Here is a 14,771-nt window from a genome sequence, read left to right on the forward strand (position 1 = left end):
CTTCGGGAGGACCGCCCAGCGGTCCTCCCTTTTTTCGCCTTGCGCCGGCGGGCGATGTCTGCTATAATACAAGGGTCTTTTCCACGGGAATGGGCAAAAATTCAAAAAAGAAAGAACTATTTTTTCATGAAAACGATATTTTTAGTGGACGGCGACAACAACATCGGAACCGGATTGAAGGGCATTGACATGCTCTCCGAGCAGGACGCCGTCCTGGTGTTTTACCAGAAAACCGGCCTGGCCCTCAGCCGCCTGCAGAAGCTGTGCGCCGGCACCAAGGCGGACGTGCAGTACGTGGAGAGCGTCCGGGGCGGCAAAAACGCCATCGACTTCCAGATCATCACGGAGCTGGGGGTGCTGGTGGGCAAGCGGGAGGCGGAGTACGCCTACGTCATCAGCCAGGACAAGGGATACGAGGCCTCCATCGACGCCCTCCGCGCCCGGTATGCCGACGCCTTCCGGGAGGTGGCATTGCGGCCCTCCATCGAGGCGTGCCTGCCCCTGTCCTTTGTGCGCAGGGCGGCTGACCGCGGCCAGCTGTGCAACGCCCTGGTGAAGGAGTACGGCGCGGCCCAGGGCAACGCTCTGTACAACCACCTCAAGGAGATCTTCCAGGGGCCGGAGCCCACGCCGGAGGAGGCGCAGCCTGTGAAGCCCGCCCGGGTCCGCCGGGGCGGACGCCGGAAAAAGGCGGCGGAGAAGCCGGAGGAAACAACGTGAAAAATCGGCACGGGAGCTTCCCGTGCCGATTTTTATTGGCGCTTTTTCCGGCGCTTTCCGGCGGCCCAGGGCGCCAGCAGCGCGGAGGCCGTGACCAGCGCCCAGAGATTTCCGGTCCAGAAGCGGTACGCCGCCAGCAGGTCCGAAAGACCGCCGCCCGCCCGCCAGTACATGGCGAGATCGAACAGGTTGGTCAAGAGGAACCACAAAACCCCGAAGAGGGCGTAGTCCCGCTGCCGGCAGCCTTTGATCCTGGGAACCAGGCAGAAGGCCACGGCGAAAATGCAGGCGCTCAAGATCATGCCGCTGAGGGGCAGGGCCGCCCTGCCCAGTCCCACCAGGACGTAGTCCCGGAAGCCGCCGTTCAAAATGGCCAGAGGGATGATCGCCAGCCAGATAGCGGCTGCTTGAAGGTACTTTTTCATAACTGCCTCCCGCGACAAAACGAATACTTCTTCACTATGCCATACTGCCTCCGGGAAATCCACAAAAATCCCGGCGTCCGCATGCGGCAAAAAACGACGTTTTTCGACAAAACGCCTTGTATTTTCCAGACGCTTTTGCTATCCTATTGGTGCCGTATTGGTGCCGCAGCCAGGCTTTTCCACGGTTGACCGTCCCCGGCTGCGCAAATGCTAAACCCAGTGCCCCTGGCACCAGAAAGGAGGCCGTCATGGAACAGGAGTCCCAGGACCGCGCGAAGCTCTTTCCCAGCATTGCCTCGCAGCTGCGCAACACCCTCAGCACCCTGCAGCTGGCGGCGGCCCAGCTGGCCCCCGCCGCGGAACGGGAGCGGGACCCGGAGCTGGACGCCAGGGCCGCCCTGCTGGACCAGAGCTGCTACCGCCTGCTGCGCCTGGTGACAAACCTCACCGACGCCGCCCTGCTGACCGATGACCAGCCTCTGCCGCTGAAGGACGCGGACGTGGTAGAGCTGCTGGAGGAGCTGTGCCTCCGGGCCGAGCCCCTGGCGAAGGAGCTGGGTCTGACGCTGCGCTTCATCTGCCCCGTGGAGAGCCATATCTGCGCCGTGTCGCCCCGCCACTTGGAGCAGTTGGTGTACCATCTGCTGTCCAACGCCTTTAAATTCACCCCGGCCGGCGGCACGGTCACGGTGGAGCTGCATAAGGGCGGCGGCTTCGTGCGGCTGTCCGTGGCGGACACCGGCTGCGGGATGGACGAGGATAAGCTGGAGACCCTGTTTGACCGTTACCTCCATGAAAACCTCATGGACCCCCGGCCCCATGGGCTGGGCCTGGGCCTGCCCCTGTGCCGCCGCATCGCGGAGGGCCACGGCGGCAGCGTCATGGCGGAGTCCCGGGTGGGCGTGGGGAGCCGGTTTACCGTGTCCCTGCCGGACAGGCGCCTGGGCAGCGGCAACGTGTCCGACATCCCGCTGGAATATGCCGGCGGCTTCAACAAGACGCTGCTGGCCCTGGCGGACGCCCTGCCGGCCAAATCCTTCCTGCTGCGCAATCAAGACTGAGCTTTTATGGGCCGCGGCGAGAGCCGCGGCCTCGTTTTTGTTTTCTTTTGTGGAAAAATGCGATACAATACAGGAAGAACATTTTCGATACGGAGGAATCCCCATGGCTTTGAAGCATGTCACCCTGGCTATGAGCGGCGGCGTGGACAGTGCCGCCGCGGCGTTGCTGCTGCGGCAGGCGGGCTTTGACGTGTCCGCCGTCACTCTGCGGCTCCACCGGGAGACGGACCGCCCCGGCATCTGCGGCTCCGGTGACGACATCGCTCTGGCCCGGTCCGTGGCAGAGTCACTGGGGATGCCCCACACGGTGGTGGACCTGTGCGGCCTGTTCCGTGACACGGTCATGGCCCGTTTCGTCTCCGAGTATGTGGCAGGCAGGACCCCCAACCCCTGTGTGGACTGCAACCGGGAGATCAAGTTCGGCGCCCTGCTGGACTGGGCCCTGAACCACGGTGCCGACGCCATGGCCACCGGCCACTACGCCCGGGTGGACCGGGATGCCGCCAGCGGCCGCTGGCGGCTGCTGCGGGGCGTGGACCAGCGGAAGGACCAGAGCTACTTTCTCTTCCAGCTGACCCAGTTCCAGCTGAGCCGCCTGCTGCTGCCGGTAGGCGCATATGAAAAACCCGCCATCCGGGCCCTGGCGGCGTCCCACGGCCTTTGCAACGCCCAAAAGCCCGACAGCCAGGACATCTGCTTCGTCCCGGACGGAGATTACGCCGCCTTTTTGGAAAGCCAGGGAGTGGAGATGGTCCCCGGCGACTTTGTGGACGAGAGCGGCCGCGTGCTGGGCCGCCACAAGGGGCTGGAGCGGTACACCACCGGCCAGCGGAAGGGCCTGGGCGTCAGCACCGGAGAGCCGGTGTATGTGGTGCGCAAGGACCTGGCTCACGGCGCCGTGGTGCTGGGCCCGGACAGCGCCCTGTTCACCCGGACGCTGACGGCGAACCGCGTCAATTGGATCTCCATCCCCTCTCTGGAGGAGCCTATGGCGGTCACCGCCAAGACCCGGTACAGCCAGCGGGAATCCGCCGCCGTCATTGAGCCTCTGCCCGGCGGGAGAGTCCGGGCGGTGTTTGACGAGCCTCAGCGGGCCATCACCGCCGGACAGGCCGTGGTATTTTATGACGGCGAGGCAGTCGTGGGCGGGGGAATCATCGAATAAAGCCGCAGTCTTTCGGAGCAAACGGGAAAAAGGAATTTTTTTTGGAAAGAACCTTGACAAAGGCGGGGACTTCTGATATATTAATTCGTGCCCGTTGTGGGCGTGATTTGGCGGCATAGCTCAGTTGGCTAGAGCATGCGGTTCATACCCGCAGTGTCCCCGGTTCAAATCCAGGTGCCGCTACCAGATTCCATGAAGCGCCGCGAGGCGCTTCATGGAATTCCCAATGGCCCGTTGGTCAAGTGGTTAAGACACGGCCCTTTCACGGCTGTAACATGGGTTCGAATCCCGTACGGGTCACCATCCCATAAGACGCTGTGGCATCGCGGCGTCTTGTGGGTTTCCAAAATCGCATATCCGTTATGGAGGCTTAGCTCAGCTGGTTAGAGCGCCTGCTTCACACGCAGGAGGTCACTGGTTCGAGTCCAGTAGTCTCCACCAATCGGAATCCCTTGTAGTCGTTGCACTGCAAGGGATTCTGACTTTTTATGTCCGTTTTATCTGTCCTCAGTACACGGACAATTTCCCGGCTTGTGTTACGAAATGTTGGGTGATTTTAGGTCTGTAGCTGTATGAAGCTGTACGGCTTTTCAGGCGTAGCGCACCTTGATCTCCACATCCTCGTAAAGCAGCGGGTCCAACTGCCGCAGCTGATTGCGGACCTGGGCATCGTTCATCTTTGGTGTATAGGTTCCTGCCAGCAGCTTCTCCGATGCGTCGTTCACAGCTGTTGTCACGCCCGAAAACACCTCCGGCACCACATGAGTATAGACGCCCAGTGTGGTACTGACATCCCGGTGACCAAGCAACTTCTGCACGATCTTCGGGTTGATCTCTTGCTCCAGCAGCATGGAAGCGTAAGTGTGACGGAATCGGTGCAGGTTCAGCCCCTCCGCCTCAAAGCCGTTTCGCTCCAGGAAGTGACGATAGCTGGCCCGGAAGCCGGAGTACGTCCGCATTTTCATGGTACGGGTGCTGATGAAGATGAAGCCCTCCGGCACCAGCACCTGGAGGCCGCCTTTCAGCGTTGCCACATGGCGCATCCACTCCCGCAGCCTCGTCAGCACCAGGTCCGGTGCCTGGATGACACGCTGCGATGTCCGCGTCTTTGTGGCACCCAGAGCATCCACCATCCTCTGAGTCTTGCCGTCCTCGTCAAAGGTCAGCTCCCGGGTCAGGGATTGCCGGATGGTGATGGTCTTGGCCTCGAAGTCCACGTGCTTCCACTGGAGGGCCAGCAGTTCCCCGATCCGCATACCTGTCAGCATCAGCGTTGTGATGGCCGGGCTCATAATGGGATCCTCTGCGGCGGCTTTCAGCAGGGCTTCCCGCTGTGCAATGGGGATGACCTTATTCTCCTCTTCCCCCGCTTTCCGGGGCTGTCTGGGGAGCTTTGTATTGCGGGCAGGATTGCTCTCCACCAGTCGCAGTTCCATGGCGTAATCGTACATCTGGATCAGCACGCTGCGGATCAGCGAGATCGTCCGGTTGGACAGTTGCTTTTCCGATTGCAGCTGATACAGAAACGTTTGGACCTTCAGCGGTGTCACCGCATCCAGGGTGCAGTTGCCCAGGGCCGGAACGATGTGCAGCCGCTCACTGGAATAATACAGCTCCATTGTCCTGCTGCATACCTCATGGACCTTGAAGGTGGTGAGCCACTTGTGGAGAAAGTCCTTCAAGATCAGATCCTCTGAAATCGGATGAGTCTCTTTATCCAGTTCTGTGGTCAGCGTCAGCGCCACCCAACGGGCGGCTTCCTCCCGGGTGTTGGCGTAGGTGTATTTCCGAATGGGCTTGCCATTGTCAGGCCGGTATCCGACCGTCACCTGGCCCACCCACTTTCCATCCTTGCAGCGGTAGACGCTGCCCTCGTTTTTTCCTCGTCTGGTTACTTTTGGTTTGCGCGGCATCATGAAAAATCCTCCTTTCGCCGCGCAGAGAAAATCATGGTTTCATGATACTCCCCGCGCGGCAAGCGGTCAATCGAACAAATTGTGAAGTCTGGCGAGGCAGTCAGTCATCGTCCGAAAGATAGTCGATCAGCGCCTGTTTGGGAATGCGGAGCTGCTTACCGATCCGAATGCTGCGGATTGTTCCACAGCGGACCAGCTCATAAGCTGTATTTCTCCCGATGTCGAGAATGGGCATCAGGTCCTCCACCCGAAGGGTCAGAGGGAGTTCATCGAAAGATTGGTAATTACTGCTCATGCTTATCACCCTTTCTCACAGAGGCCAGATAGATATTGGTCACATCCGGCCGCTCATGGCCCAACAGGCGGGAAACTTCAAAGTGAGCGTCCAGAGGACTCTTGCCGCTGTCGACCAGCTCCTGGTACTTCTCCACCGCATAGGTATGACGGAGCCCATGGAAGGTCATAGGGCGGTCAGAGTCCGCATCCCGCACTTCGTCCCGGTGCTTCATAATGAAGAATTGCAGGTGGTTGATGGCCCTATCCGTAGGTATCTCATCGGGCACCAGCAGCTTATGTCCCCGTGGTGTGCGTTCCAGCTGCTTCCTTATAGCAATGGCGATCTGCTCATTGATGGGGACCGTCCGCACCTTGCCGCCCTTGCCCTTGATGGTGATGGAGTTCTCCCGAAGCGCACGCTCCGCCGTGGCGGTGTCGATGCGAAAACACTCATGGATACGGAGGCCAGCATAGCGGGCCAGGTACAGAGCAAGGATGAAGTCATAACGGTCAATCGCCAGAGCCTTACCCAGCATCTTGTTGAACTCCGTCATGCTCCAGGTGCGGTCATCCTGTCCGAACCTGCGGCGCTCCAATGTGATACCCAACTCGTCATTGGAAGGCAAAGTGTACTTGTGATCCATCTTGTCGTGGAAAAACCGAATGGCCGCCAGATCTGTTTTGATGGTACTGGCCGATTTACCGGTGTCCTGCAGATAGATCACATAACTGACCAGATGCTTGCCGCTGATGTTGGATAGCTTCTGCAGATGGTACACATCGGCCAAGTAGGCACAGAATCGCTTCATAGCCTCATAATAACGCCGCTTCGTATGAAAGCTGCCTTGCCGATTGTGCCGGAAAATACGATCCAACTGTGCAACCAGTGTCTCGTAAATGCCGACTTGTTGAATCTTGATCCTCATATGAAAAGGTTCCTCCTATGTTCTGAAATGCCCAATGGACGCAGTACACCCGTTGGCACAAACATCCCGTTTCCGGATGATCTCCGCAGAAACAGGAAGCGATCACTTGAGGAAGCCTTGCTGTATCAGCACTTAGGAACTCTGTTCCGTTCTCTGTCTCTGTTTATGAAATTGGCTGTTTAGTATCAACGCCGCATAGGGATGGAAACTCCCTGCCTGGTAAGACTGCGGCGAACACGACCGTTGGGAACGGCTGCAGCATACATGCCGCTGGTGTTCTTCGACCTTCCGGTGCAGGTCTGATTTGCCGAGAGAGCTTTGCATAACCGGCCGGACACTCTGACTGCCCGGATACAAAGCCCAGCTGCTGGCACAACTGGATGACACAATGAAAGGGCCTCCCGCTTTGCCAGAAGCGGGAGTGACCGGTAGTCCAGGCCGGCCTGAAATCATTTCCTCTGGTAATTAAAAGCATCAACATACAAAACCTCCTCGCCCGCAGCAGTTCAGGGAGACAAATCCTGAACCGGAACCGGGCTTTCTTCATCTAAAAATGGATACAAAAAGGCCTGAAAACGGCTTTCGCCTTTTTCAGACCTCTAGTAAGCAATATTCATCCTAAAAATGGGATTGCACAATCAAACGAAGCAGTGCTTTCCCCAATACCTACAATCCCTGCAAAAGCAGGTAAATCCCAAATCGATCCGATTCACGCAGTACTCCTGCACACGATCATGTAAGCAGATGCTGAAGTCCTATGGGTACAAAGCCGCAGAAACCATCAGACGGACGGAAACAGATCCCAATACCCCTGAGGGGCAATCAAAGCTGCACAATCGTGCAGAGCCATGGCGACCACATTCAGGGTCACTTCACAACTTAGCAATCTCCACTGGCCGGGAGTGGGCACATCTAATAAAAACAAGATTATATTAGCACAAGATGTCGCATATGTCAAATTTCTGAGAGTTTATCTGGTTTTATTTCGTGTTAATCCGTGCCTAATTTGAAATTATTTTTGGCATTTTACAGAAAGAAAATAACGCACAACGTTGCCGTTCGAGAACGCAAGCGCTTTCCTGACAAAAGCCATTCAACCTGCCGGGATGCTCCGCATCCTCAGCTCACTGCATAACAAGGCCCGTTCCGGGGAAGCTCATTGAATAAATACGGTATCAGTTTACCATGATTTCAACGGGTTGGCTATCATACCAGAATCTATGTGGCATTTATGTGGAAGCCCCATCCCCAGGACGTTTCTTTGCTCAATGAGGCCAGAGAAAACGCGGAGAAGCTTCTGGATGTTCTCCATGATCCCGCAGATGGAAAGAAGCCCCGTACTTATCGTGAGCGTGCTCGGAAAGATTACCTGAAATACACAAGATGCCGCAAGCATACCGCCAAGATGACCCGCAAAGCAATTGGAAAGCAGCTGACTTACCTCCGGCGTAACCTGGATGCCGTTGATGGAAAATTGTCCCTTGGAAAATCTCTGACCACACGCCAGATGGAACGTCTGGATACGATTCGCACCATCTATGAGCAACAGAAGTACATGTACGATAACCAAACCCGCCGTGTGAATGACCGAATCGTCAGTGTGAGCCAGCCCTTCATCCGGCCCATTGTACGGGGAAAAGCCGGCAAACCGGTGGAGTTTGGTGCCAAACTGGACATCAGTGTTGTGGATGGGTGGACACGGCTGGAATGCTGCTCCTTTGATGCCTACAATGAAGCAGGGAATCTGCAGGAGATGGCAGAACGGTTCCGGGACCGGGAAGGGCATTATCCCTGCCGCATTCTGGCAGACAAGATCTACCGAAACCGTGAGAATCTCAACTATTGCAAGGAACACGGAATCCGGCTATCCGGTCCGGCACTGGGGCGTCCCAGGAAGGGTGAGCCCAGAGACAAGTCTCAGGACTACCGTGATGAGTGCGAGCGTGTGGAAGTGGAGCGCAGATTCAGCCTGGCGAAGCGCAAATGCGGCATGGGACTGGTGACCGCAAAACTGCGGGAGACCTCTGCCCATGTGATTGCCATGTCCGTGCTGGTGCTGAATCTCCGCAAGATTCAGTGCGCCATTTTGCAACTACTCGCGTTTTTGCGGGCAATTCTCCCGCCTAAGGTAACCGTCAAATCTGGTAGCGTATAAAAATCGTGCCATCCCGGGACACAAGTCGGGATGGCACGATTTCATTTCTGTGGTATTTTGCACTCCTGCGGCGCATTGGCGGGTGTAAGCTGTTCTGCCCACTCCATATCCGTCTGGCTCAGGACAGGAGCACTCCGCAGGACCCAGAGCAGATATCGGTACGGATCCAATCCATTTTCTTTCGCCGTTTCAATGAGACTGTAGATCACACTGCTGGCCTGCGCACCGCCAGGCGTGTTGGCGAAGAGCCAGTTTTTCCGTCCCATCACGAAGGGCTTAATGCTGCGTTCAGCACGGTTGTTGCTCAGTTCCAGACGGCCATCCTCCAGATAACGGATCAGATACGGCCACTGCTCCAGCAGGTAATGGATGGCCCTGCCCATCGCGGATTTTGGCGCCGTTTTCGCCTGCATCTCATTTGCCCATGACAATAACGCGTCTAAAACAGGTTTTTCCTGTTCCAGCCGCTTTTCATACCGTTCTTCCGGCGTCAGCTCTGCAAAAGCCTCCTCCAGCTTGAAAAGCCAGGAGCAATAGCATTCTCCAATCGCTGCCGGAGAGTCCTTCTGCTTTTCTTTGGGCAGCGTTTGCAGCGCCTCATCGAATTTTCGCCGTGCATGTGCCCAGCACCCAACCACCCGGATATTCTCTGGCAGCCTGTGGTAGCCCTGGTAGCCGTCCGCATGGAGCCAGCCGGAAAAGTCCTTCAGGAAGGTTTCCGCATGTTCCGCCTTCCGTGTGGACTGGTACTCATACAGGACAACGGCCTGCTCTGCACAGCCGCTGGTCCGGTACAGCCACATGTAGGATTTGCTGGTTGAGGGCCGCCCCGCTTCTTTCAGCACCTGCAGGGTGGTCTCATCCGCGTGCAGCACCGGCTCTTTACAGAGTTTCTCATGCAGAACGTTGTAGATGGGCTGCAGCCACATTTCCGAGACATTCAGCAGCCAGTTGGACATGGTCTGCCGGGAGAGCTTCAGGCCCTGGCGGTTAAACTCCTGCTCCAGACGGTACAGAGGCGCGTACATCACGAACTTTTGTGCCGCAATATGCGCCACAGCCTCCGCGGAAGCAAAGCTGCCGGGCAGCAGCGCGGGCTCCTTCGGCGTTTTCAGAATGTTGGCTTCGCCAGTCTCCTGTTCGCAGTTCTTGCACTTATAGGTGTAGTATACGTCCTCACGAATCCAGAACTTTGGCGGTTCCATCTTTAGCGTTCGATGTACTTCCTTACCAATCTCCTCCATCTGGCTGCCGCAAACCTTGCAGACAAGGTCTTTCTCCGGCAGGCGGTGTTCCACCACCTCGGTGGGTGTCCCTTCCGGGACGACTTCCAGGACATTGCCGGACTGCCGCTTGCGTTCATGGGCTTTCACGGCGATCTGCTCCGGAGTGGCGGATTTCGTTCCATACGCATAGGCCTCGACTTCGTTGATCGTAAGCCCCAATTGATCCATGAGGCATTCCTGAATCCGTTCGGAAGAAGATCCAAACTGCCGCTTTTTTGCAAGCCCAAGCTGCTCCAGAAGCCATTGGTTCTGGAGCTTTAATTCTTCATATTCAGCCCGCGAAATAGTCACGGTTTCAGCCTGTTTTTCGGCAGTTTTCTTCTCGTTTTTCATGAGATTATGATAGCACAAAACGCACTAAAAATCCAGTGTTTTCAATGCTTTCAGGCAATTTTCTTTGATTCAGAGCACAGTCAATCCCGTTACCGGACGGTGCGCCTTTGGCTGCTCGATCTTCAGTCCTTCCATGAGCCAGCGGTATTGCTGCGGCGTCAGTGAACGCACTTCGGATTCGCTCCGTGGCCACTGGTACGTGCCCTGTTCCAGACGTTTGTACAGAAGAATGAAGCCGTCCTTTTCCCAGTACAGGCCCTTGATGCGGTCTCTCCGCCTTCCACAGAACAAGAACAGTGTGTTGGTAAAAGCATCCAGTTCAAACTGCTGTTGGACCATCCTGGCCAGACCGTCTATGCCTTTGCGCAGATCGGTGTAGCCGCAGGCGATGTAGACCTTGTCAGCCCCGGCAAAGTCGTTCAGCATGTGCGGAGGATCTCAACCAGTGTTTTCAGCTGCTCGGGGCCGCATTGCGGATAAATGTCTATGCTGACATTGTCCATACGCAATGTAGCGGAACGTTCCGCAACATTGCAGGGCACCTGTTTTGGTACTGGTAATTCCGCAAACGCAACTGCAGGTGTTTCAGGCAGTGCCTTCGTTGTACTGGCAACAGACAATAGTTCTCGTTCCCAGCGATAGTATGTAGTTGGTGTGGTTCCTCTCTCCCTGCACCACTGCCTGACTGACAATCCGCTGCTTCTGCAATCTTGAATTGCTCCTGCCCATTCCTGCAAACGTGCCTGATGCTTCAACTCTGTGGATGTCATGGCGTATCCCTCCTGACGTTAATAGTGGTGGAACGCTCCACCACTATTATCCCATAGGAGTCTATACACCGTTAGCTTTGACAGTTACCGCCTAAGCAAAAATGGGCCATTTCAGCGGTTTTCCAGCGAATAATGTTCACATCGATAACAGCTCATTTTCGCTATACCCCCCAGCTTTATCCCAAGCAACGAAAAATACCCCGCCAGACGGTCAAATCCGGCGGGGCTGCTTTATGCCTTTTTTGATGTCAGGTTATCTAACTCTGCATCCGGGCGGCAGTGTCATTCTTCATCTGATCGCTGCTGTGCGCATAGACATTCAACGTAAAATGGCCGTCGCGTGGCCCAACAAATCCTGTACACTCTTAATATCTGCCCCAGAGGCAAGACGTACCGCAACACTCTTTGTATTTCACGGGGTTCCATCAAAAATGGTTTCTCGAATGATTGCCAACGTTTCGTCGTCCACAGTAATGAGATTGATCCAAATTTCCAGTTGATTTGAGTCTAGCAACCCCTGCTTTTTCGTTTCCTCATACAGCGTTGCATAGTGTGAGTATTGGATATAATCATCCAATGTCAGACCGGATGATCGCAATTCCTCCCGCGTCATAGCGGCATACTCTCTCCGCGCAGTATTTCGGAGCACGTTCATTTCGTCTTCGGTGGGGCCGTCCGTAGAATCCATATGTGCCGCAACCGCCAAAATCTCCAGGATTTCATTTTTGATCTTTTCAAAGAAATGATCCGCAATGGTCTCGTTCTCGTCGAAAGGATCTAGCCAGGTCTCCGGCAGCCATTCCGTTTGATACTCACTGCGTGAGCGGTATTCCAAGTCGTTCTTTTGCGCAAGCACCTCCGCATAGAGCATTCCGTATGTGATCTCGTAATCTCCAATACTGGCAATGGGCTCCGTTCCCTTTGGATTAAGGGAGAAGACATCATCCGATGCATCGGTCACCAGATTCATAAGTCCCTCATATCCTTCTTCCGCCATATTCTCATACGGAATGAATCTCAGGGAAGCGCTATTGATACAATACCGCAGCCCGCCCAACTCAGCCGGGCCATCCTTAAAAACATGCCCCAAATGGGTATCGCCGACACGGCTGCGCACCTCCGTCCTTGTCAGGCCGTAGCTGGTATCCGAGTATTCCACAAGGACCTCCGGGGCAATGGGCTTGGAAAAACTGGGCCATCCGCATCTGGAATCATACTTGTCTGCAGATAGGAACAACGGTTCGCCTGTCACAATATCGACGTAAAGACCGGGCTCAAAAAAGTTGTCATACTCTCCAGAGTAAGCATATTCGGTATTCCCCTGCTGCGTAATTTTATATTGCTCCTCAGTCAGCATTGCCCGGATCTCTGCATCCGAAGGCTTTGCATACGCAGTTGGGTCGATCAGCTGGGCCAAATCGGACAGGCTTGAAAAATCAACATGGCAATACCCGTCCGGATTTTTCACCAGATAGTCCTGATGATAATCCTCAGCCAGATAATAGCAGCTTAGCGGGACCAGTTCTGTCACGATGGGAGATTTGTACTTCTTCTGCTCTGCGTCTATGACAGCTTGCAAGACCTTCCTGTCAGAATCATCGGTATAATAAATACCGCTTCGATACTGACTGCCTACATCGTTTCCCTGCTGATCCAGAGACAGCGGATTGATGATCATAAAAAAATGTTCGGTCAATTTCTGCAGACTGACAAAAGCCGGATCATACAGCACATGGACTGTTTCCGCGTGGCCCGTGGTGGTGCTGCATACCTCTTCATAGGTCGGATGCTCAGTCCTGCCATTTGCGTAGCCAACCGTCACATCATAAACACCCGGTATCTGGGAAAAATAGGACTCCACTCCCCAGAAGCAGCCGCCCGCATAAAAGATTTCCTTCAGGCGCTCTGCATGCTCGCCGGTCCTCCACTCCTGATCTTCGATCGCTGCGGCAGTATTCACGGCTCCGTTTTTCAACGGGACATCTTCCGTTTTTGCCGAAACACAGCCGGAAGCGGAAATCAGCAAGCATCCAGCCAGTCCCATCAGCAGCAACGTGTGTTTCATTCCAGCGCCTCCGTTTCCTGTGTGAGTTCGGTAATCTGTTTTCGTATTTCATCGTTATTCATATGTCCGATGTGTATTGTCATGACATCCTGGTTTCTATCCAGAAATACTGAGGTGGGATATCCCTGAATCCCATACTGCCGATTCAGGTGGCCGCCCTCATCAAACAGAATTGGGAATGACAACCCCTGTCCGGTCGCCCAGTCGGTAAATGTTTCCAAGTCCATCTCGTTTTGATAACCGGGCGCAACAACAGAATAGATCACCACATTCTCCGAATCGGCATATTCCTCCGCAAGCTCACGGAACTCCCTCATGCCGCTCAGACACGACGGGCACCATGTGGCCCAGAATTTCAGATATACGGTTTTCCCCTCCCAATCTGACAGAGAAACCATTTCACCGCTCAGCGTATTGCCTTCAGGATGTACGCTTTCGCTTTGCCGCTGCATCAGCACCGGGATCTGGCCTGCGATCATCCAGAGGCCCATGGCTACTACAAGGATTCCGCCAACGATTTTGATTTTTCCAAGGTGCGGATGCAGGCATCGGATTTTTTCCAAAAGCAGCTGTGAACCCGCTGCCAGCACCAGAAACGGAATGGCAAATCCGGCAGCATAGAAAAGAAGAAGCATGCCGCCTGTCAGGGCGCTACCCTGTTCCAGTGAAATGCCAAGCACCATGGCCAGAATCGGACCAACACACGGCGTCCAGCCAAATGAGAAGAAAAATCCCAGTCCAAATGCGCCCAGAAGGCCCTTTCCGGGGACTGCTTTGGAAGACAGCGTCTTCGTCCGGTCTAAGATCGGAATTTGGATCAAACCGATCTGGTGGACTCCCATGAATACGATCACCACGCCGCAAAACAAGACAAAGAGGCTGCTTTGAAGAAAGGAGCCTACAAGTCCTGCGCCGACACCCATCAAAAAGAAAACCGTGGAAACACCTGCTGTAAAAGCAAGCGTTTTTTTCATTCTGCCTGCAAGCGGAGATTGCGAAGAAGATGCGTCAGAAGAAAAATACCCGATATATACCGGCAGCAGCGGCAGAATACACGGCGAAAAAAAGGAGAGCATTCCTGCGAAAAACACAGTTGCATAAAGCCCGGGATGAAAATTCATACATGTTGCCTCCCTTGATGGGAAAATGTCGGATTGTTTTCCGGCTCCGGAAAGAACCATTTAAAGAAATTTTGGAACACCCCCCGCCAGAATGTGCTCTAACGGGGGGTGTACATGATATGAACGGAGAAATGAAAAACGAATCGGTCTTACTCAGCCATCTTGCGGTACTTGGCGTAGCGGGCCTTGACGTCGGTGATCTCCTTCTGGTAGAGGGCGTCGGCCTTCTCGGGGAAGTTGTTCTTCAAAGAGGCAAAGCGGTTCTCGCCCATCAGGAAGTCCATGAGCTTGCCGGTGTCGGGCTCGGGAGAATCCAGCTGGAAGGGGTTCTTGCCCTGCTCCGCCAGCCGGGGGTCATAGCGGTAGCAGTGCCAGTAGCCGCACTCCACCGCCTTCTTCATCTCGTCCTGAGAGCAGCCCATGCCGGCCTTGATGTGCTGCTCCAGGCAGGGGCAGTAGCAGATGACGATGGCGGGACCATCGTACTCCTCGGCCTCCCGCAGTGCCTTCAGCGTCTGGGCCTGATCCCAGCCCATGGCCACCTGGGCCACA

13 protein-coding genes, 3 tRNA genes and 1 pseudogene are annotated in these 14,771 nt (G+C 55.4%); 7 read left to right on the plus strand and 10 right to left on the minus strand.

The window, feature by feature from the left end; genetic code table 11:
- Window positions 1–126: 126 nt before the first annotated feature.
- Window positions 127–720 carry a PIN domain-containing protein gene (locus tag ACTQ4R_RS08400; protein ID WP_441627660.1) on the plus strand — a complete coding sequence of 198 codons (594 nt, stop codon included), beginning with the start codon at window positions 127–129 and terminating at the stop codon, window positions 718–720.
- Window positions 721–752: 32 nt separating this feature from the next.
- Here the strand turns inward: ACTQ4R_RS08400 and ACTQ4R_RS08405 are convergent, their stop codons facing one another.
- Window positions 753–1,145 carry a hypothetical protein gene (locus ACTQ4R_RS08405; protein WP_441627662.1) on the minus strand — a complete coding sequence of 131 codons (393 nt, stop codon included), beginning with the start codon at window positions 1,143–1,145 and terminating at the stop codon, window positions 753–755.
- Between the two features lie 248 nt (window positions 1,146–1,393).
- Here ACTQ4R_RS08405 and ACTQ4R_RS08410 point away from each other — a divergent pair, with 248 nt between their 5' ends.
- The 5 genes from ACTQ4R_RS08410 to ACTQ4R_RS08430 all read left to right on the plus strand — a co-directional run bounded on the left by ACTQ4R_RS08410 (window position 1,394) and on the right by ACTQ4R_RS08430 (window position 3,812).
- A complete protein-coding gene (locus ACTQ4R_RS08410; RefSeq protein WP_441627664.1) occupies window positions 1,394–2,206 on the plus strand; it encodes a sensor histidine kinase in 813 nt (270 codons plus the stop codon).
- Window positions 2,207–2,309: 103 nt separating this feature from the next.
- The gene (gene mnmA, locus ACTQ4R_RS08415) at window positions 2,310–3,371 is read left to right on the plus strand and encodes a tRNA 2-thiouridine(34) synthase MnmA (protein WP_441627666.1); all 1,062 of its coding nucleotides are present in this window, start codon (window positions 2,310–2,312) and stop codon (window positions 3,369–3,371) included.
- A 109-nt stretch (window positions 3,372–3,480) separates the two neighbouring features.
- Window positions 3,481–3,557 (plus strand) — tRNA-Met (locus tag ACTQ4R_RS08420).
- 42 nt (window positions 3,558–3,599) lie between these two features.
- Window positions 3,600–3,674 (plus strand) — tRNA-Glu (locus ACTQ4R_RS08425).
- 61 nt (window positions 3,675–3,735) lie between these two features.
- A tRNA-Val gene (locus ACTQ4R_RS08430) sits at window positions 3,736–3,812 on the plus strand.
- Between the two features lie 149 nt (window positions 3,813–3,961).
- Here ACTQ4R_RS08430 and ACTQ4R_RS08435 read toward each other — a convergent pair.
- From ACTQ4R_RS08435 to ACTQ4R_RS08445, 3 genes are all read right to left on the minus strand, one after another.
- Window positions 3,962–5,287 carry a site-specific integrase gene (locus tag ACTQ4R_RS08435; RefSeq protein ID WP_441627668.1) on the minus strand — a complete coding sequence of 442 codons (1,326 nt, stop codon included), beginning with the start codon at window positions 5,285–5,287 and terminating at the stop codon, window positions 3,962–3,964.
- 100 nt (window positions 5,288–5,387) lie between these two features.
- Window positions 5,388–5,582: a helix-turn-helix domain-containing protein gene (locus tag ACTQ4R_RS08440; protein WP_441627670.1), complete on the minus strand. Its 195-nt coding sequence runs from the start codon at window positions 5,580–5,582 to the stop codon at window positions 5,388–5,390.
- Window positions 5,572–6,489, minus strand: a complete 918-nt coding sequence (locus ACTQ4R_RS08445) for a tyrosine-type recombinase/integrase (RefSeq protein ID WP_441627672.1) — start codon at window positions 6,487–6,489, stop codon at window positions 5,572–5,574. The genes ACTQ4R_RS08440 and ACTQ4R_RS08445 overlap by 11 nt, the downstream gene beginning before the upstream one ends.
- 1,231 nt (window positions 6,490–7,720) lie before the next feature.
- Between ACTQ4R_RS08445 and ACTQ4R_RS08450 the strand changes: the two genes are divergently transcribed.
- Window positions 7,721–8,644: a transposase gene (locus tag ACTQ4R_RS08450; protein ID WP_441627688.1), complete on the plus strand. Its 924-nt coding sequence runs from the start codon at window positions 7,721–7,723 to the stop codon at window positions 8,642–8,644.
- A gap of 41 nt (window positions 8,645–8,685) precedes the next feature.
- Here ACTQ4R_RS08450 and tnpC read toward each other — a convergent pair whose 3' ends face one another.
- The 6 genes and pseudogenes from tnpC to ACTQ4R_RS08480 form a co-directional block, all read right to left on the minus strand.
- Entirely contained in the window at window positions 8,686–10,263 is a 1,578-nt protein-coding gene (tnpC, locus tag ACTQ4R_RS08455) for an IS66 family transposase (protein WP_441627674.1), read from the minus strand.
- A 69-nt stretch (window positions 10,264–10,332) separates the two neighbouring features.
- Window positions 10,333–10,689, minus strand: a complete 357-nt coding sequence (gene tnpB / locus ACTQ4R_RS08460; RefSeq protein WP_441627676.1) for an IS66 family insertion sequence element accessory protein TnpB — start codon at window positions 10,687–10,689, stop codon at window positions 10,333–10,335.
- The gene (gene tnpA, locus ACTQ4R_RS08465) at window positions 10,683–11,033 is read right to left on the minus strand and encodes an IS66 family insertion sequence element accessory protein TnpA (RefSeq protein WP_441627678.1); all 351 of its coding nucleotides are present in this window, start codon (window positions 11,031–11,033) and stop codon (window positions 10,683–10,685) included. Before tnpA ends, tnpB begins: the two co-directional genes overlap by 7 nt.
- Window positions 11,034–11,445: 412 nt before the next feature.
- Window positions 11,446–13,098 (minus strand): peptide-methionine (S)-S-oxide reductase MsrA, encoded by a 1,653-nt coding sequence (msrA, locus tag ACTQ4R_RS08470; protein WP_441627680.1) that lies wholly within the window; start codon window positions 13,096–13,098, stop codon window positions 11,446–11,448.
- Window positions 13,095–14,219: a redoxin family protein gene (locus ACTQ4R_RS08475; protein ID WP_441627682.1), complete on the minus strand. Its 1,125-nt coding sequence runs from the start codon at window positions 14,217–14,219 to the stop codon at window positions 13,095–13,097. The genes msrA and ACTQ4R_RS08475 overlap by 4 nt, the downstream gene beginning before the upstream one ends.
- Before the next feature lie 149 nt (window positions 14,220–14,368).
- Window positions 14,369–14,771: pseudogene (locus tag ACTQ4R_RS08480) on the minus strand (pyruvate:ferredoxin (flavodoxin) oxidoreductase); the annotation flags it as partial.

It is taken from the genome of Dysosmobacter sp. Sow4_B12, assembly GCF_052116665.1.
In the GTDB taxonomy this organism is placed as follows: Bacteria; Bacillota; Clostridia; order Oscillospirales; family Oscillospiraceae; genus Oscillibacter.